General features: G+C 68.5%; 17 protein-coding genes. 12 read left to right on the top strand and 5 right to left on the bottom strand.

Features of this window, described 5'->3' with window-relative positions:
* The first annotated feature begins 14 nt into the window (after positions 1-14).
* A complete protein-coding gene (locus tag OG194_RS12505; protein WP_327400950.1) occupies positions 15-728 on the top strand; it encodes a glycoside hydrolase family 12 protein in 714 nt (237 codons plus the stop codon).
* A 26-nt stretch (positions 729-754) separates the two neighbouring features.
* On the opposite strand, the gene OG194_RS12500 is transcribed toward OG194_RS12505, so the two are convergent.
* The 3 genes from OG194_RS12500 to OG194_RS12490 all read right to left on the bottom strand — a co-directional run bounded on the left by OG194_RS12500 (position 755) and on the right by OG194_RS12490 (position 4,420).
* Entirely contained in the window at positions 755-1,141 is a 387-nt protein-coding gene (locus OG194_RS12500; protein WP_327400949.1) for a hypothetical protein, read from the bottom strand.
* Between the two features lie 111 nt (positions 1,142-1,252).
* Positions 1,253-3,310 (bottom strand): glycoside hydrolase family 31 protein, encoded by a 2,058-nt coding sequence (locus OG194_RS12495; RefSeq protein ID WP_327400948.1) that lies wholly within the window; start codon positions 3,308-3,310, stop codon positions 1,253-1,255.
* A gap of 96 nt (positions 3,311-3,406) precedes the next feature.
* Complete coding sequence (locus OG194_RS12490; RefSeq protein WP_327400947.1) at positions 3,407-4,420, bottom strand: LacI family DNA-binding transcriptional regulator; 1,014 nt, start codon at positions 4,418-4,420, stop codon at positions 3,407-3,409.
* Between the two features lie 234 nt (positions 4,421-4,654).
* On the opposite strand from OG194_RS12490, the gene OG194_RS12485 reads away from it, so the two are divergent.
* Positions 4,655-5,464, top strand: a complete 810-nt coding sequence (locus OG194_RS12485; RefSeq protein ID WP_327400946.1) for a GH12 family glycosyl hydrolase domain-containing protein — start codon at positions 4,655-4,657, stop codon at positions 5,462-5,464.
* A 111-nt stretch (positions 5,465-5,575) separates the two neighbouring features.
* On the top strand, positions 5,576-7,507 hold the full coding sequence (locus tag OG194_RS12480) for an acyl-CoA dehydrogenase family protein (protein ID WP_327400945.1): 1,932 nt from the start codon (positions 5,576-5,578) through the stop codon (positions 7,505-7,507).
* Positions 7,508-7,525: 18 nt separating this feature from the next.
* On the opposite strand, the gene OG194_RS12475 is transcribed toward OG194_RS12480, so the two are convergent.
* The gene (locus OG194_RS12475) at positions 7,526-7,975 is read right to left on the bottom strand and encodes a lamin tail domain-containing protein (RefSeq protein ID WP_327400944.1); all 450 of its coding nucleotides are present in this window, start codon (positions 7,973-7,975) and stop codon (positions 7,526-7,528) included.
* A gap of 188 nt (positions 7,976-8,163) precedes the next feature.
* On the opposite strand from OG194_RS12475, the gene dxr reads away from it, so the two are divergent.
* From dxr to ispG, 3 genes are all read left to right on the top strand, one after another.
* Positions 8,164-9,432, top strand: coding sequence for a 1-deoxy-D-xylulose-5-phosphate reductoisomerase (gene dxr, locus OG194_RS12470; protein ID WP_327400943.1), 1,269 nt, complete (start codon positions 8,164-8,166; stop codon positions 9,430-9,432).
* A gap of 8 nt (positions 9,433-9,440) precedes the next feature.
* Complete coding sequence (locus tag OG194_RS12465) at positions 9,441-10,733, top strand: M50 family metallopeptidase (RefSeq protein ID WP_327407042.1); 1,293 nt, start codon at positions 9,441-9,443, stop codon at positions 10,731-10,733.
* Between the two features lie 168 nt (positions 10,734-10,901).
* Complete coding sequence (ispG, locus tag OG194_RS12460) at positions 10,902-12,059, top strand: flavodoxin-dependent (E)-4-hydroxy-3-methylbut-2-enyl-diphosphate synthase (RefSeq protein WP_033284935.1); 1,158 nt, start codon at positions 10,902-10,904, stop codon at positions 12,057-12,059.
* Positions 12,060-12,114: 55 nt separating this feature from the next.
* Here ispG and OG194_RS12455 read toward each other — a convergent pair whose 3' ends face one another.
* Entirely contained in the window at positions 12,115-12,573 is a 459-nt protein-coding gene (locus OG194_RS12455) for an ATP-binding protein (RefSeq protein WP_327400942.1), read from the bottom strand.
* Positions 12,574-12,707: 134 nt separating this feature from the next.
* Here OG194_RS12455 and OG194_RS12450 point away from each other — a divergent pair, with 134 nt between their 5' ends.
* From OG194_RS12450 to OG194_RS12425, 6 genes are all read left to right on the top strand, one after another.
* Positions 12,708-13,547 carry a helix-turn-helix domain-containing protein gene (locus OG194_RS12450; protein ID WP_327400941.1) on the top strand — a complete coding sequence of 280 codons (840 nt, stop codon included), beginning with the start codon at positions 12,708-12,710 and terminating at the stop codon, positions 13,545-13,547.
* On the top strand, positions 13,544-13,807 hold the full coding sequence (locus tag OG194_RS12445) for a DUF397 domain-containing protein (protein ID WP_327400940.1): 264 nt from the start codon (positions 13,544-13,546) through the stop codon (positions 13,805-13,807). The genes OG194_RS12450 and OG194_RS12445 overlap by 4 nt, the downstream gene beginning before the upstream one ends.
* Before the next feature lie 41 nt (positions 13,808-13,848).
* On the top strand, positions 13,849-14,112 hold the full coding sequence (locus OG194_RS12440; protein WP_327400939.1) for a DUF397 domain-containing protein: 264 nt from the start codon (positions 13,849-13,851) through the stop codon (positions 14,110-14,112).
* 88 nt (positions 14,113-14,200) lie between these two features.
* Positions 14,201-15,049 (top strand): GNAT family N-acetyltransferase, encoded by an 849-nt coding sequence (locus tag OG194_RS12435; RefSeq protein WP_327400937.1) that lies wholly within the window; start codon positions 14,201-14,203, stop codon positions 15,047-15,049.
* A gap of 126 nt (positions 15,050-15,175) precedes the next feature.
* Complete coding sequence (locus tag OG194_RS12430; protein ID WP_327400936.1) at positions 15,176-15,739, top strand: GNAT family N-acetyltransferase; 564 nt, start codon at positions 15,176-15,178, stop codon at positions 15,737-15,739.
* A gap of 73 nt (positions 15,740-15,812) precedes the next feature.
* Complete coding sequence (locus OG194_RS12425; protein WP_327400935.1) at positions 15,813-17,528, top strand: proline--tRNA ligase; 1,716 nt, start codon at positions 15,813-15,815, stop codon at positions 17,526-17,528.
* Positions 17,529-17,602: the final 74 nt, after the last annotated feature.

The raw sequence follows: 17,602 nt of genomic DNA, 5'->3' as shown, positions 1-17,602 counted from the left end.
ATGGAAGGGACACCATGGCAACACGCAAGCCGGGCCGCGTACTCACGGCCGTTCTCGCCCCCGCCCTCGCGCTCGGCGCCACCGTCGCACTCGCCTCGGCCCCCGCCTCCGCCGCCGTCTGGAGCTCCTGCGACCAGTGGGGCACCACGACCCTGAACGGCTACACGCTCTACAACAACATCTGGGGCTCCGGCGCCGGCAGCCAGTGCATCTGGGCCAACTCCGGTACCAACTGGGGCGTCAACGCCAACCACCCCAACACCGGCGGCATCAAGTCCTACCCCAACGCCAAGAAGGTGATCAACAAGTCGATCACCTCGCTGGGTTCGCTCAGCAGCAGCTACAACGTCACGGTCCCGTCGTCCGGCGCGTACAACACGTCGTACGACATCTGGGACACCAACTACGACTACGAGATCATGCTCTGGGTCAACAAGACCGGAGCCGTCGGCGCCCTCGGCACCTCGCAGGGCACGCTCACGCTGGGCGGTTCGACCTGGACCGTCTACAAGGGCAACAACGGCGCCAACGACGTGTTCTCGTTCCTGCGCACCTCCAACTCGACCTCCGGCACGGTCGACATCCTGCCCATCCTCAAGTGGATCAAGGACACCAAGGGCTGGTTCGGCAACGTGACCATCGGGGACCTTCAGTTCGGGTTCGAGATCACGTCCTCGTCCGGCGGCCTGAACTTCACCACCAACAGCGAGAGCGTCAGCAGTAGTTGACCCACCCGGGCACCCCGGTGCTCCGCTCAGCCGCCCGGTCCTCGTACTCCGCGAGGGCCGGGCGGTGCCACGACGAGCGCGCCGACCCAGCAGCCGAGCGCGGTCAGCACAAGGCCGAACACCGCCGGGTTGACGTAGCCGGGAACGGTGTGGGTGACGTAGCTGCCCCCGCCCGTCATCTCGCAGACGAACCTGAGCGGGACGAAGTCCACGGAGTAGTCCACGACTTGGGCGGCTCGAGGGTCCTCCGGCCCGCCCTCCTGCCCGTCGGTCGTACGGCAGGGGAGTATCGGTGAGGAGTCGGCGCCGCCGTCCTCTGCCTGGACGAGCGCGCCCAGGACGTGGAGCAGACCCCAGAGATACAGGGCGAACGCGGCGAGGCCCGCAACCATGGCGAGCTTGCGTAACACCATCGGAGGAGTCCAGCAGAACAAGATCCGTACGGCTGTGACGGAGCCCACAGTTCCGCACAACGGAAGCGTCACGGCTCGGGCGCCCGCCCCCCAAATCGGGCGCCCCGACCCCTACTCCGTGACCGGCAGCGTCGCCCCGTCCCGCAGGAACAGCGGAATCCGGTCCAGCGGGGCGTCGACCGTGACCGCCGTACCGCCCTCGTACGTCTCGCCCGTCCACGCGTCCGTCCACCACGCGCCCGCCGGGAGATACGCCGTACGGGCCGTGGCGCCCGCCGTCAGCACCGGAGCGACCAGCAGGTCCGGTCCGAAGAGGTACGCGTCGTCGACCGACCAGGTCGCCTGGTCCGCCGGGAATTCGAGGAACAGCGGGCGCATCACCGGCAGCCCCTCCTCGTGCGCGGCGCGCATCACGTCCAGCACGTACGGCTTCAGGCGCTCGCGCAGCCGCAGGTACTTCTCCAGGATGGGCAGGGCCCGATCGCCGTACGACCAGACCTCGTTGGGGCCGCCGGTCATGTCGGGGCCGAGCGGCATGCCCGGGTCGCGGAAGCCGTGCAGGCGCATCAGCGGGGACAGCGCGCCGAACTGGAACCAGCGGACCATGACCTCCTGGTACGCCGGGTCGTCCGGGTCGCCGCCGTGGAAGCCGCCGATGTCGGTGTTCCACCAAGGGATGCCGGAGAGTGCGGTGTTGAGGCCCGCGGCTATCTGGCGGCGCAGGGTGGGGAAGTCGGTGCCGATGTCACCCGACCAGAGCGCGGCGCCGTGCCGCTGACTGCCCGCCCACGCCGAGCGGTTGAGGGTGATGATCTCCGACTCGCCCTCGGCCAGCAGCCCTTCGTGGAAGGTGCGGGAGTTCTCGGCCGGGTAGATGTTGCCGACCTCCAGGCCCGGGCCCGCCCAGTAGCGCAGGTTCTCCGGGAAACCCGGCTTCAGCTCGGGCTCGCACGCGTCCAGCCAGAAGGCCGTGATGCCGTACGGGACAAGGTAGTTGTCGCGGATCTTCGACCACAGGAACTCCCGGGCCTCGGGGTTCGTGGCGTCGTAGAAGGCCACCTGGACCGTCGAGGCGACCCCCTTGTCCGGCCAGTCGGCGTGGGCCATCGGGCCGTACTGGGTGCCGATGAGGTAGCCGCGCTGTTCCAGGACCGAGTGGTTCTCGCTGAGCGGGGAGACGGAGGGCCAGACGCTCACCACCAACTTCACGCCCATCTCGTCCAGTTCGCGGACCATGGCCGCCGGGTCGGGCCACTCGGCCGGGTCGAACTTCCAGTCGCCCAGGTGGGTCCAGTGGAAGAAGTCGCAGACGATCGCCGAGAGGGGGAGTTCGCGGCGCTTGTACTCCCGTGCCACGGCGAGGAGTTCGGCCTGGGTGCGGTAGCGCAGCTTGCACTGCCAGAAGCCCGCCGCCCACTTGGGCAGCATCGGCGTACGGCCCGTCACCGCGCTGTAGCGGCGCTGTCCGTCGGCCGGGTCGCCCGCGGTGATCCAGTAGTCGATCTGGCGGGCCGAATCGGCCACCCAGCGCGTGCCGTTGCCGGCCAGCTCCACACGGCCGATCGCCGGGTTGTTCCACAGCAGGGTGTAGCCGCGGCTGGAGACCAGCACCGGGATGCCGACCTCGGCGTTGCGCTGCACCAGGTCGAGGACCAGCCCCTTCTGGTCCAACCTGCCGTGCTGGTGCTGGCCGAGGCCGTACAACTTCTCGTCCTCGTACGCGGCGAAGCGCTGCTCCAGGCGGTGGTGGCCGTTGCCGACCGCCGTGTAGAGCCGCGAGCCGGGCCACCAGAAGTGGGCGCGGGCCTCCGCGAGGAGTTCGGCGGAGTCGTCGGTGCGCAGGAAACGGATCAGGCCCTCGGCATCGACGTGGACGGTCAACTCGCCTACGGTCAAGGTCCCTTGACCGTCCTCGATCTTGACGCTCGCCTCGGTGGGCGGTGCCTCGTCCAGGAGGGCTCCCGGCAGCCCGTCGAGCAGTGGGCCGCCGAGCCGGGCCCTGACCCGTACCGCGTCCGGCCCCCACGGTTCGATCCGCAGGGTCTCCTGACGACCGCTCCACTCCAGCGCACCGCCCCGCTCACGGAAGGTGCCGACGGTGGGCGACGACTGCGCGAGGCTGACCGCACCCGCGCCCTGAATGGTCTGGTTTTCGGCAGGCTGATTCACGAGAGGGCTCCTGTGAGAAGAGCAGACAGAGGAGTTGCGGACATGGCGGTGCCCTGGCGGCGGCACAGGGGTGAAGCTCTGAGGTCGGAAAAGGGGTCAGGAAACCGCGGGCGCCGGCCCCGTACTCGCCCGCATCGTCAACTCCGGTGTGATCAGCACGACTTCGTCGCTGCCTCGGCCGTCGAGCTTGGCCACCAGATGCTCCACGGCGTAACGGCCCATCTCCTGCGCGGGGATGGCGACGGACGTCAGCCGCACCGAGGCCTGGGTGGCTACCTGGTCGGGGCAGACCGCGACCACCGACACGTCCTCCGGCACGGCCCGGCCCTGCTGGCGCAGCAGGGCGAGCAGCGGCTCGACCGCCGACTCGTTCTGCACGACGAAGCCCGTGGTGCCGGGGCGTTCGTCGAAGATCCGGGCCAGGGTCGTCGTCATCGCGTCGTACCCGCCCTCGCACGGCCGGTGCAGCACCCGCAGGCCCAACTCCCGCGCCCGGGACCGGAGTCCGTCGAGGGTTCGCTCGGCGAAACCGGTGTGCCGCTCGTAGACGGCGGGGGCCTCGCCGATGACAGCGATGTCGTGGTGGCCGAGTTTGGCGAGGTGCTCGACGCACAGTGCGCCGGTTGCCCCGAAGTCGAGGTCGACGCAGGTCAGTCCGGTGGTGTCGGCGGGGAGGCCGATCAGTACGGAGGGTTGGTCGGTGCCGCGCAGCAACGGCAGCCGCTCGTCGTCGAGTTCGACGTCCATCAGGATCATCGCGTCGGCGAGCCCGCTGCCGGTGACCCGGCGCACCGCGTCGGGACCCTCCTCGCCGGTGAGCAGCAGCACGTCGTAGCCGTGCAGGCGGGCGGTGGTCGCCACGGCGATGGCGATCTCCATCATCACCGGCACGTACATGTCGGTGCGCAGCGGCACCATCAGCGCGATGATGTTCGACCGGCTGCTGGCGAGGGCGCGGGCGCCCGCGTTCGGGTGGTAGCCCAGCTCGCGGATGCTCTGCTCGACCCGCTGCCGGGTGGCTCCGGAGATGGACCGCTTGCCGCTGAGGACATAGCTCACCGTGCTCGCCGAGACTCCGGCGTGCTGGGCGACCTCGGCGAGGGTGACCATCCAGCTCTCCAAGCTTTGTGAAGCGCTTCGACAGTGCGCGTTGCTGACAAGGGCGGGTGAGGGTGGTTCGACACTAGCTTCAGGCGGTGTGGGTGTCCATAGGTTGTCGAAGCGCTTCGACACTTTCTCGAAACACCGGACTCCGAGAGTTTCTCCGGGCGGGGGAGGCAACCTCCGGGCGGGTCGGCGGCCACTGAGAGGTCGTAGACGAACCGTCCCCCGGAAGGACCCCCGATGCAACACCGCAGACCCCGCCTCTCGAAGAAGGCGAAGGTGCTCGCCGCCGCCTCGGTCGCGCTCGCGGCCCTCGCCGGTGTCACCGTCGCCCAGGCGGGTGAGTCGAGCGAGAAGTGCACGGCCGACGACACCGTCACGCTCGGCAAGTACTACGTCAACAACAACCAGTGGGGACGCGACAAGGCCACCGGCAGCCAGTGCGTGTGGGACAACTCCCGGTCCGGGTCCACCATTTCGTGGGGCACGTCCTTCACCTGGGCCAACAACAGCAAGGGAACCGACGCGGACGTGAAGACGTTCGCGAGCACCGTCCTCGGCTGGCACTGGGGCTGGAAGGTCGACAAGGCGACCACCGGGCTGCGGATCCGGGTCGGTGACCGCAAGCCGGTGAAGACCAGCTGGGAGTTCGCGCTCAGCTCCAACCCGGGCACGCTCGACGTGGCGTACGACCTGTGGCTGCACTCCAAGAACACCGCCGACTGGGCGGACCAGCCCACCGACGAGATCATGATCTGGCTCAACCGGCAGGGCGGCGCGGGCCCGCTCGGCACCAAGTACGGCAGCGTCAGCCTGGACGGCGCGATGTGGGACATCTACCAGGGGAACATCGGCTGGAACGTGTACTCCTTCGTCCGCACCGCCAACACCACCAAGGCGACCCTGAACATCGACGACTTCACCCAGGCCCTCGTCCGGCGGAAGCTGCTGAGCAACGACAAGTACGTCTCCGGCATCGAGTCCGGCACCGAGGTCTTCAAGGGATCGGGGCGCCTTGACACAAAGGCGTACTCCGTCGACATCGGCTGAACGGACGCGCGAAGGGTGGCTGCTTCGCGGTGGATCGGGTACATACGATCGGGTAGCACCCGTCGGTAACCGCCATGGTCCGAGGGCCCGATTCGCGGCGAGGTGAGCCTCATGTCCGCTCCATCCAGCAAACCCACCGTCACCGAGCGAGAAGCCCGGCAGGTGGCGGAGGCGGCCCGGGAACAGGACTGGCGCAAGCCCAGCTTCGCCAAGGAACTGTTCCTCGGCCGCTTCCGGCTCGACCTGATCCACCCCCACCCCCTTCCGGCCGCCGAGGACTCCCGGCGCGGCGAGGAGTTCCTCGCGAAGCTGCGCGTCTTCTGCGAGACCCAGATCGACGCCGCCCGCATCGAGCGCGAGGCGCGCATCCCCGACGAGGTCATCAGCGGCCTCAAGGAGATCGGCGCCCTCGGCATGAAGATCGACACCGAGTACGGCGGCCTCGGCCTCACCCAGGTGTACTACAACAAGGCGCTGGCGCTGGCGGGCTCCGCCTGCCCCGCGGTCGGCGTGCTGCTCTCCGCGCACCAGTCGATCGGTGTACCGCAGCCGCTGAAGCTGTTCGGCACGGACGAGCAGAAGGCGGAGTTCCTGCCCCGCTGCGCCCGCACCGCCATCAGCGCCTTCCTGCTCACCGAACCGGACGTCGGCTCCGACCCGGCACGCCTCGCGACGAGCGCGGTGCCGGACGGGGACTCGTACGTCCTCGACGGGGTGAAGCTCTGGACCACGAACGGCGTGATCGCCGACCTCCTGGTCGTGATGGCCCGGGTGCCGAAGAGCGAGGGCCACAAGGGCGGCATCACGGCCTTCGTCGTGGAGACCGACTCGCCCGGCATCACCGTCGAGAACCGCAACGCCTTCATGGGCCTGCGCGGCATCGAGAACGGCGTCACCCGCTTCCACCAGGTCCGGGTCCCGGCCGCCAACCGCATCGGCCCCGAGGGCGCGGGCCTGAAGATCGCCCTCACCACCCTCAACACCGGCCGCCTCTCCCTGCCCGCGTCCTGCGTCGCGGCCGGCAAGTGGTGCCTGAAGATCGCCCGCGAGTGGTCGGCGGCGCGTGAGCAGTGGGGCCGGCCGATCGCCGACCACGAGGCCGTGGGCGCGAAGATCTCCTTCATCGCGGCGACGACCTTCGCCCTGGAGGCCGTACTCGACCTCTCCTCGCAGATGGCCGACGAGGACCGCAACGACATCCGCATCGAGGGCGCGCTCGCCAAGCTCTTCTCCTCCGAGATGGGCTGGCTGATGGCCGACGAGCTCGTTCAGATCCGCGGCGGCCGAGGCTTCGAGACGGCCGAGTCCCTCGCGGCCCGCGGCGAGCGAGCGGTCCCCGCCGAACAGGTCCTGCGCGACCTCCGCATCAACCGCATCTTCGAGGGCTCGACGGAGATCATGCACCTCCTGATCGCCCGCGAGGCCGTCGACGCCCACCTCAAGGTCGCCGGTGACCTCATCGACCCCGACAAGTCCCTTCAGGACAAGGCGAAAGCGGGCGCCAACGCGGGCGTCTTCTACGCCAAGTGGCTCCCGAAGCTGGTCGCCGGCACCGGCCAACTCCCGGGCACCTACGGCGAGTTCCGCCACGGCATCGACCTCTCCCGGCACTTGCGTTATGTCGAGCGCAACGCCCGCAAACTGGCCCGCTCCACCTTCTACGCCATGTCCCGCTGGCAGGGCCGCATGGAGACCAAACAGGGCTTCCTGGGCCGGATCGTGGACATCGGCGCCGAACTCTTCGCGATGAGCGCGGTCTGCGTACGGGCCGAACTCCTGCGCACCCAGGGCGATCACGGCCGCGAGGCCTACCAACTCGCCGACGCCTTCTGCGAACAGTCCCGCATCCGCGTCGAGGAACTCTTCGGCCGCCTGTGGACCAACACCGACGCCCTCGACCACAAGGTCGTCAAGGGCGTCATGGGCGGCGCGTACACCTGGCTGGAGGAAGGCATCGTCGACCCGTCGGGCGACGGACCCTGGATCGCAGATACGACCCCGGGCCCGTCCAAGGCGGACAACCTGCACCGCCCCGTCAACTAGCCCTCGTTCAGCAGTGGTTCAGCAGTACTTGTCGCTCGGATCCCGCGTCGTCCACGAACAGGTGTCGACCTTGCTGCCGTTGGACTTCGTCAGCGTCGCCGTGTCGCTGGTGTTGTTCCAGACGTAGGCGGCACGGCCCTGGTGCGTGTTCGCCGCGGTGTCCGTGCCCTTGCCGGTGTGCACCTTGATGTACTTGCCGGCGCCGATCTTGATGTTCTTGAAGGTGTACCGGTGATTCGAGACGTCCTTCAGGATCCAGCCCTTGAGCGAGATCGCCGACCGGCTGGTGTTCTTGATCTGCACCCACTCGCCGTTCAGGCTCGTGTTGGACCGGGTGTCCGAGCCCGGGCTGTCGAACCAGACCCGGTAGATCGTGACCCCGCCGGCCGCTTCGGCCGGAGTGCTCAGCAAGGTGCCGGTGAGTATCGCGGCGCCCGCGAGTGCGGGCAGGGCAGCGCGTATCCGCATGGAGAATCCCCCCAGGATGTCGTCCACGCGCCGGTCGTCCACCGGCGCAGACCTGAAGTGTTATCACACGACCTTCACGCCGTATTCACAAAGGGGGATTTCCCTTCAATCACCGACGAGAGCCGATAAGCCACCCGCCCGAGGGAACCGCTGTCCCCCCGGCCACCCGTTGCGGCAACAATGGAGGGATGAGCGACAGTCCAGCACCCCTCGCCGACCCACATCTCGTCTACGACCCCGTCGTGGGCGACGGTCCCAAGGCCCTGGTGATCCTCGGGTCCACCGGGTCCATCGGCACCCAGGCCATCGACCTGGTGCTGCGCAACCCGGACCGCTTCAAGGTCACCGCCCTCTCCGCGAACGGCGGCCGGGTCGGGCTTCTCGCCGAGCAGGCGTACCAGCTCGGGGTGCGGACGGTCGGGGTCGCCCGCGAGGACGTCGTACCGGCACTGCGCGAGGCGCTCGCCGCGCGGTACGGCGCGGGGGAGCCGCTGCCCGAGATCGTCGCCGGTCCTGACGCGGCGACCCAACTCGCCGCCTCCGACTGCCACACCGTGCTGAACGGCATCACCGGGTCCATCGGACTGGCGCCCACCCTCGCCGCCCTGGAGGCGGGACGCGTCCTCGCGCTCGCCAACAAGGAGTCGCTCATCGTCGGCGGCCCGCTGGTGAAGGCGCTCGCCAAGCCGGGCCAGATCATCCCGGTGGACTCCGAGCACGCGGCGCTCTTCCAGGCCCTCGCGGCCGGCACCCGCGCCGATGTGCGCAAGCTCGTCGTCACCGCGTCCGGCGGCCCCTTCCGCGGCCGTAGCAAAGCGGACCTGGCGCGAGTGACCGTAGAAGAGGCGCTCGCGCACCCCACCTGGGCGATGGGCCCGGTGATCACGATCAACTCCGCGACCTTGGTGAACAAGGGGCTGGAGGTGATCGAGGCGCACCTGCTGTACGACATTCCCTTCGATCGCATTGAGGTGGTCGTGCACCCGCAGTCGTATGTCCACTCGATGGTGGAATTCACGGACGGTTCGACACTCGCCCAGGCGACGCCCCCCGACATGCGCGGGCCGATCGCCATCGGGCTCGGCTGGCCCGAGCGGGTCCCGGACGCGGCGCCCGCGTTCGACTGGAGCAAGGCGTCGACGTGGGAGTTCTTCCCGCTCGACACCGACGCGTTCCCGTCGGTCGGGCTTGCCCGGCATGTGGGACAGCTCGCGGGCACGGCTCCGGCGGTGTTCAATGCGGCGAACGAGGAGTGCGTGGAGGCGTTCCGCGCGGGCGCGCTGCCGTTCAACGGAATCATGGAGACGGTGACACGGGTGGTCGAGGAACACGGGACACCGGCCACGGGAACTTCACTGACCGTGTCCGACGTCCTTGAGGCGGAGACCTGGGCACGCGCCCGGGCCCGCGAACTGACAGCGCAGACGACCACGGCGAACGCGGAGGCGCGTGCATGACAGCCCTGATGATGATCCTCGGCATAGTCGTCTTCGCGGTCGGCCTGCTGGTCTCGATCGCCTGGCACGAGCTGGGGCATCTCTCGACGGCGAAGCTCTTCGGCATCCGGGTGCCCCAGTACATGGTCGGCTTCGGCCCGACCATCTGGTCCAAGCGGAAGGGCGACACCGAGTACGGCTTCAAGGCCATCCCGTTCGGCGGCTACATCCGCATGATCGGCATGTTCCCGCCAGGACCCGACGGCAGGATCGAGTCCCGCTCCACCTCGCCCTGGCGCAGCATGATCGAGGACGCCCGCTCGGCGGCCTTCGAGGAGCTGGAACCCGGCGACGAGTCCCGCCTGTTCTACACACGCAAGCCCTGGAAACGGGTCATCGTGATGTTCGCGGGCCCCTTCATGAACCTCATCCTCGCGGTGGCGCTCTTCCTTACCGTCCTGATGGGCTTCGGCATCTCGCAGCAGACCAACACGGTCAGCTCGGTCTCCGAGTGCGTCATCGCGCAGAGCCAGAACCGCGACACCTGCACGGACAAGGACCGGGCCTCCCCGGCGGCGGCGGCGGGCCTCAAGGCCGGTGACAAGATCCTCAGCTTCAACGGCGTCAAGACGACGGACTGGAACAAGCTGTCCGACCTGATCCGCGCGGCCCCCGGCAAGACGGTCCCGATCGTCGTGGAGCGCAAGGGCCAGGCCCTCACCCTCCAGGCGACGATCGCGTCGAACCAGGTCGCCAAGAAGGACTCCAGCGGCCAGATCGTCCAGGGCCAGTACGTCACCGCCGGCTTCCTCGGCTTCAGCGCGGCCACCGGCATCGTCCGCCAGGACTTCGGCGACTCGGTCACCTGGATGGGAGACCGCATGGGCGAGGCCGTCGACTCCATCGCGGCCCTCCCCGGCAAGATCCCGGCCCTGTGGAACGCGGCCTTCGACGGCGCCCCCCGCCAGGCCGACTCCCCGATGGGCGTGGTCGGCGCGGCCCGCGTGGGCGGCGAGATCTTCACCCTGGACATCCCGCCCACCCAGCAGCTGGCCATGGCCCTGATGCTGGTGGCAGGCTTCAACCTCTCCCTCTTCCTCTTCAACATGCTCCCGCTGCTCCCGCTCGACGGCGGGCATGTCGCGGGCGCGCTGTGGGAGGCGCTGCGGCGGAACCTGGCGAAGGTGCTCAAGCGCCCGGACCCGGGCCCGTTCGACGTGGCGAAGCTGATGCCGGTCGCGTATGTGGTGGCGGGGATCTTCGTCTGCTTCACGTTGCTGGTGTTGGTGGCGGACGTGGTTAACCCAGTCAAAATCTCCTAGCCATTCGTAGTTTGTGGCGGCCCGGCATCTCTTGTGCCGGGCCGCTCTCCATTGAGTGGGTTTACGGCTGGGATGTGCTCGGGTCCGCAGGGTTGACGTAATCTCGAAGCCTGGAGCCCGCTGTTCCGGGACCGGGGCCTTGATCCACGACTTGGGGTTGCACAGCAGATGACTGCGATTTCTCTCGGCATTCCGTCCGTACCGACCAGGCTCGCCGAGCGCCGCAAGAGCCGGCAGATCCAGGTCGGCACCGTGGCGGTCGGCGGCGACGCGCCGGTGTCCGTGCAGTCCATGACGACGACCCGTACGTCGGACATCGGCGCCACGCTCCAGCAGATCGCCGAGCTGACCGCGTCCGGCTGCCAGATCGTCCGCGTGGCCTGCCCCACGCAGGACGACGCCGACGCCCTCGCGACGATCGCCCGCAAGTCGCAGATCCCGGTGATCGCGGACATCCACTTCCAGCCGAAGTACGTCTTCGCCGCGATCGAGGCGGGTTGCGCGGCGGTCCGTGTGAACCCCGGCAACATCAAGCAGTTCGACGACAAGGTCAAGGAGATCGCGCGGGCCGCGAAGGACCACGGCACGCCGATCCGCATCGGCGTGAACGCGGGCTCGCTGGACGCTCGCCTGCTGAAGAAGTACGGCAAGGCGACCCCCGAGGCGTTGGCCGAGTCGGCCCTCTGGGAGGCGTCCCTCTTCGAGGAGCACGGCTTCCAGGACATCAAGATCTCGGTCAAGCACAACGACCCGGTCGTGATGGTCGAGGCGTACCGCCAGCTCGCGGCCCAGTGCGACTACCCGTTGCACCTCGGCGTCACCGAGGCGGGCCCGGCGTTCCAGGGCACGATCAAGTCGGCGGTGGCTTTCGGCGCGCTGCTCTCGCAGGGCATCGGCGACACGATCCGCGTCTCGCTCTCCGCCCCGCCGGTGGAGGAGGTCAAGGTCGGCAACCAGATCCTGGAGTCCCTGAACCTCAAGCCCCGCCGCCTGGAGATCGTGTCGTGCCCGTCCTGCGGTCGCGCCCAGGTCGACGTGTACAAGCTGGCCGAGGAGGTCACGGCGGGCCTTGAGGGCATGGAGGTCCCGCTGCGGGTCGCGGTCATGGGCTGTGTCGTCAACGGCCCGGGCGAGGCCCGCGAGGCCGACCTCGGTGTCGCCTCCGGCAACGGCAAGGGCCAGATCTTCGTCAAGGGCGAGGTCATCAAGACGGTGCCCGAGTCGAAGATCGTGGAGACGCTGATCGAGGAGGCGATGAAGATCGCCGAGCAGATGGAGGCGGACGGCGTCGCCTCCGGCGAACCCACGGTGGCCGTCGCCGGCTGAGGGACGAGGGTAGTTGGAAAAGTGTGACACTTTCGGCGAAAGTGTCACACTTTTTTTATGTGGGTAGGTCGGCCCAGACGGATTTGCCGGGAGCGCGCGCCACTACACCCCAGCGCGAGGAAAGTGCCTCGACGAGCAGCAGCCCCCGCCCGAACTCACAGTCCCCCTCGCTCGGCCCCTTCGGCTCGGGCAGCCGCTCCCCTCGCGTGTCACTGACCATCAGACGGAGGGTGTACGACGTTCCGGGCGCCCCCGCCTCGACAAGACTCAGGTGAAAATCCCGGCCGGGGACGTGCCCATGCCGCACCGCGTTCGCGACCAGCTCGGCCGCGACCAGCGTGACCGTCTCGTTGACGGTGTCGTCGTACGGGTAACCCCAGTCGTGCAACCGATGCGAGACCAGCCGTCTGGCCAGCCGCGCCCCGCGCGGGGTGGACGTGAACCGCATGGTGAACTCGTGCAGGGGGACCGGGAGTTGTGGCATATGCCGGTCCAGGGGAGTCGGTGACTTCATGCCACCACGCTCCCGCCTCGTGCGTAGCGTTGAACAGCGGTGACGTGGCGACTGTCACGCGTTGTACGCGTACGGCTGCCGGTTGTACGCGGTTGCGCCGTGACTGGTGGTGGGGCGAGGGCAATGAGGTGTGCATGAGCGAAGAAGCGGCGGAAGCTGAAGCGGATGTGCCGGAGGCGGGGTCGGGGGTACTGCATGTCTTCGGGCGGCAGTTGAAGCGGTTCCGGGTACGGGCGGGGATGGAGCGGGCGCAACTCGGGGCGCGCACCGGGTATTCGGCGTCGACGATCGCGTCGTATGAGCAGGGGAGGCGTATTCCGCCGGCCAGGTTCATCGTCAAGGCCGACGAAGTGCTGGACGCGCAGGGGGTGTTGACCGAGTTCGTCGAGGAGCTGGAGAAGGCGCAGTATCCGGCCTTCTTTCAGGATGCGGCGGAGTTGGAGAAGAAGGCGCTTGGGTGGCATGTGTACGACGCGCTGGTGATCAACGGCCTGTTGCAGACGGAGGACTACGCGCGGGCGGTGTTCACGATGAGGCGGCCCCTGCTGGACGAGGAGACGATTGAGCAGCGTGTGGCGGCGCGGTTGGTCCGGCAGGCGATCTTCGAGCGGAAGCCAGCACCCACCATCAGCTTCGTAGTGGAGGAATCCCTTCTGCGTAAGCGGCTTGGCGGACAGGAGGTCATGCGAGGGCAGTTGGAGCAGATCCTGCTCACTGGGCAGCAGCGCAATGTGCAGATCCAGGTCATGCCGAACGACCGTGAGGAGCATGCTGCTTTGTCCGGCTCCTTCACCTTGATCGAGACGGAGAAAGGGCGCAGGATCAGCTATGTGGACGCGTACAAGGGAAGCCGCCTTTACGCCGATCACCAAACGGTCAGGGAGATGGACGAGCGGTACGGCATCCTGCGCGCACAGGCCCTGACGCCACGCGAATCGCTGTCGTTCGTAGAAAAGCTGCTGGGAGAGACATGAACATCGAAGAGCCGTCGAAGCTGGTGTGGTTCAAGAGCACCTACAGCGACGGCGAGGGAGGCCAGTGCCTCGAAGTCGCCCTCACCTGGCACAAGTCCAGCTATAGCCAGGGCGATGGCGGGCAGTGCGTAGAGATTGCCACCTGCCCCACCACCATCCACGTACGCGACTCCAAGCGGCTTCCCGAAGACGGCGGCCCCGCCCTCGCGCTTGCCGCCGCCAGCTGGGATGCGTTTCTCGGGTTTGCTGCCCGGGGGTGACGTGAGTCGCTGGCCTTCTTAGAGAGAGTGCTGGGAGAGACATGATCGTCGAAAAGCCGTCGGACCTGATGTGGTTCAAGAGCAGCTACAGCAGCGGTGCCGGCGGTGAGTGCCTCGAAGTCGCCCTTGCCTGGCGCAAGTCCAGCTACAGCAGCGGCGAAGGCGGGCAGTGCGTGGAGATCGCTACCTGCCCCACCACCATCCACGTACGAGACTCCAAGCACCTCCCCGAACACGACGGGCCCGTCCTCGCTCTCGCCCCCGGCACCTGGCAGGCATTCCTGGGGCTCGTGTCCAGGGCGTGAGATGGCTCGGGGCGTAGTCGAGCGGCGCCGCACAAGCTCGGCGGGTACAGTGCGGAGACCAGCAGACCCTCATGGTGAGGCCCCGTACGTGTTGACCCAGACCACCTCTCGGGTGCTCGAACCGAGCGACCTGGACGCCGCGCTCGCCGTGCTCGACCGCGAGCCGGTCACGAACGCCTTCGTGACCTCGCGGGTGCAGGTCGCGGGCCTCGACCCCTGGCGGCTCGGCGGCGAGATGTGGGGCTGGTACGAGGACGGCATGCTGACGTCCCTCTGCTACGCGGGCGCCAACCTCGTCCCGATCTGCGCGACCCCGAGAGCCGTCCGCGCCTTCGCCGACCGTGCCCGCAGGGCAGGCCGCCGCTGCTCCTCGATCGTCGGCCCGGCCGAGGCCACCGCCCAGCTCTGGCGCCTCCTCGAACCGAGCTGGGGCCCGGCCCGCGAGGTCCGCGCCCACCAGCCCCTCATGGTCGCCGACCGCATGCCCACCGACATCGCCGCAGACCCGTACGTCCGCCGTATCCGCAAGGACGAGATCGACACGATCATGCCGGCGTGCGTGGCGATGTTCACCGAGGAGGTGGGCGTCTCCCCGCTGGCCGGAGACGGCGGCCTCCTCTACCAGGCCCGAGTGGCCGAACTCGTAGGCGCAGGGCGGTCGTTCGCGCGTCTCGACGAGTACGGCAAGGTCGTCTTCAAGGCGGAGATCGGCGCGGCAACCCCGAAGGCCTGCCAGATCCAGGGCGTCTGGGTGGCCCCCGAGTACCGGGGCATGGGCGTGGCGGCCCCCGCGATGGCAGCGGTCCTGCGCTACGCCCTCGCGGACGTCTCCCCGATGGTCAGCCTCTACGTGAACGACTTCAACACCCCGGCGCGACGGGCGTACCTGAGGGTGGGCTTCCAGGAGGTCGGCGCCTTCATGAGCATTCTGTTCTGAAACGCGCTAAGGGCGACCCTCCAGGGGCGCGGGGCTGTGACATGTGCGGCTCCGCCGCGTGGGCGCGACCAGCCACGACGGCCCCGCACCCGAACAACAACCGAACCTCCCCTGTACTCTCCCCACATGCGATTTCCCGGTCACGGTCACCGCCACCCCGAAGACGTCGTGATCGGCCCCCTGGACCTCTCGGCCCGAGTGGACGAAGCCCTCGCCGTACAGGCCCTCGCCTTCGGACTGGGCGCAGACGAGGTAGCCGTACGCAGGCAAATCGTCCTGCGCCACATGACCTACCCAGGTGCAAGAGCACTCGGCGCCACCTCAGCGGAGCGCCTCGTCGGATTCGTCTACGGCATGCCCAACAACCGCACCCACTGGTGGTCCACGGTCGTAGAGCCGTACCTACGAGCCCAGGACCACGACGACTGGCTCGACCACTCCTTCGTGATCACCGAGCTGCACGTCCACCCGCACTACCAGAACCGCGGCGCGGGCCGTTCCCTGATCACCACCATCACGGACGCCGCCGCCGAACCCCGCTCGATCCTCTCCGCGATCGACACCGACAGCCCGGCCCGCGGCCTGTACCGCTCCCTCGGCTATGAGGACCTAGCCCGCCAGGTCCTGTTCCCGAGCGCACCGAAGCCGTACGCCGTCATGGGGGCACCCCTCCCACTCCGCCGCCGCTAACCGATTTCCACCGGCACAGCACGCCCGGCTAACCTCCTAGCCATCACCCTTTCCCGGCAGGAGTACAGGAACCATGGCGAACGCACCGGTCCAGCGCATGTCCCAGTTGATGGCGAAGACGCTGCGCGACGACCCGGCGGACGCCGAGGTCCTCAGTCACAAGCTGCTCGTGCGGGCAGGCTACGTCCGCCGTACCGCGGCCGGTATCTGGAGCTGGCTGCCCCTCGGCAAGAAGGTGCTCTCCAACGTCGAGCGGATCGTGCGTGAGGAGATGGACGCGATCGGCGCCCAGGAGGTGCTGCTCCCCGCGATCCTGCCCCGCGAGCCGTACGAGGCGACCGGCCGTTGGGACGAGTACGGCCCCGAGCTGTTCCGTCTCAAGGACCGCAAGGGTGGCGACTACCTCCTCGGCCCCACCCACGAGGAGATCTTCACGCTGATCGTGAAGGACCAGGCGTCCTCCTACAAGGACCTGCCGGTCATCCTCTACCAGATCCAGAACAAGTACCGCGACGAGGCCCGCCCGCGGGCCGGTGTGCTGCGCGGCCGTGAGTTCCTGATGAAGGACTCGTACTCCTTCGACACCGAGGACGAGGGCCTCGCCCACTCCTACGCCCTGCACCGCGATGCCTACCAGAAGGTGTTCGCGCGCCTCGGCCTCGACTACCGCATCTGCGCCGCGACCGCGGGCGCGATGGGCGGCTCGAAGTCGGAGGAGTTCCTCGCCCCCGCCGAGGCCGGCGAGGACACCTTCGCGGACTGCCCGAACTGCGACTTCGCCGCCAACACCGAAGCGATCACCTACGAGTTGAAGCCCGTGGACGCCACCGGCGTGCCCGCGCTCGAAGAGATCCCGACCCCCGACACCCCCACCATCGAGACCCTCGCCGCCCACCTCGGCGTAGAGGCCTCCGCGACCCTGAAGAACCTCCTCGTGAAGGTCGACGGCGAGATCGTGGCCGTAGGAGTCCCCGGTGACCGCGAGGTCGACCTGGGCAAGGTCGAGGCCCATTTCGCCCCCGCAGCAGTGGAGTTGGTGACGGCGGAGGACTTCACCGGCCGTCCCGACCTGGTGCGTGGCTACGTCGGTCCGCAGGGCCTGGGCGAGAAGGTCACGTACATCGCCGACCCGCGCGTGGCCCCCGGCACTTCGTGGATCACGGGCGCCAACAAGGCGGGCACGCACGCCAAGAACGTCGTCGCGGGCCGTGACTTCGAGGTCGGCGAGTACGTCGATGTCGTGGTCGTGCAGGAGGGCGACCCCTGCCCCAAGTGCGGCACCGGCCTCAAGCTGGACCGCGCCATCGAGATCGGCCACATCTTCCAGCTCGGCCGCAAGTACGCCGACGCCCTCAAGCTCGACGTCCTCGGCCGGCACGGCAAGCCGGTCCGCGTGACCATGGGCTCCTACGGCATCGGCGTCTCCCGCGCGGTCGCCGCCCTCGCCGAGCAGACCGCCGACGACAAGGGCCTGTGCTGGCCCGCCGAGGTCGCCCCGGCCGACGTGCACGTCGTAGCCGCGGGCAAGGCCCTCCAAACCGAACTCGCCCTGGACGTATCGGAGAAGCTGCGCGCGGCCGGCCTGCGCGTCCTGGTCGACGACCGCGCCGGGGTCTCCCCGGGCGTGAAGTTCACCGACTCGGAGCTGATCGGCGTACCGAAGATCCTGGTGGCGGGCCGCCGCTCCGCCGAGGGTGTCCTGGAACTGAAGGACCGCAGGACCGGCGAGCGCGAGGAACTGACCGTCGACGAGGCGATCGTGCGCCTGACCGCACAGCCCGCCCTGTAAGAGATCTCTCAGGGAGTTCTGCGCAGGCGTATGGGCGCCTCACAGACTTCTCTCAGGCTGGTCCCCGACCGTAG

Origin of the sequence: Streptomyces sp. NBC_01288 (genome assembly GCF_035982055.1) — a bacterium.
Taxonomy (GTDB): domain Bacteria; phylum Actinomycetota; class Actinomycetes; order Streptomycetales; family Streptomycetaceae; genus Streptomyces.
This window is presented reverse-complemented; position numbering and strand designations above follow the sequence as displayed.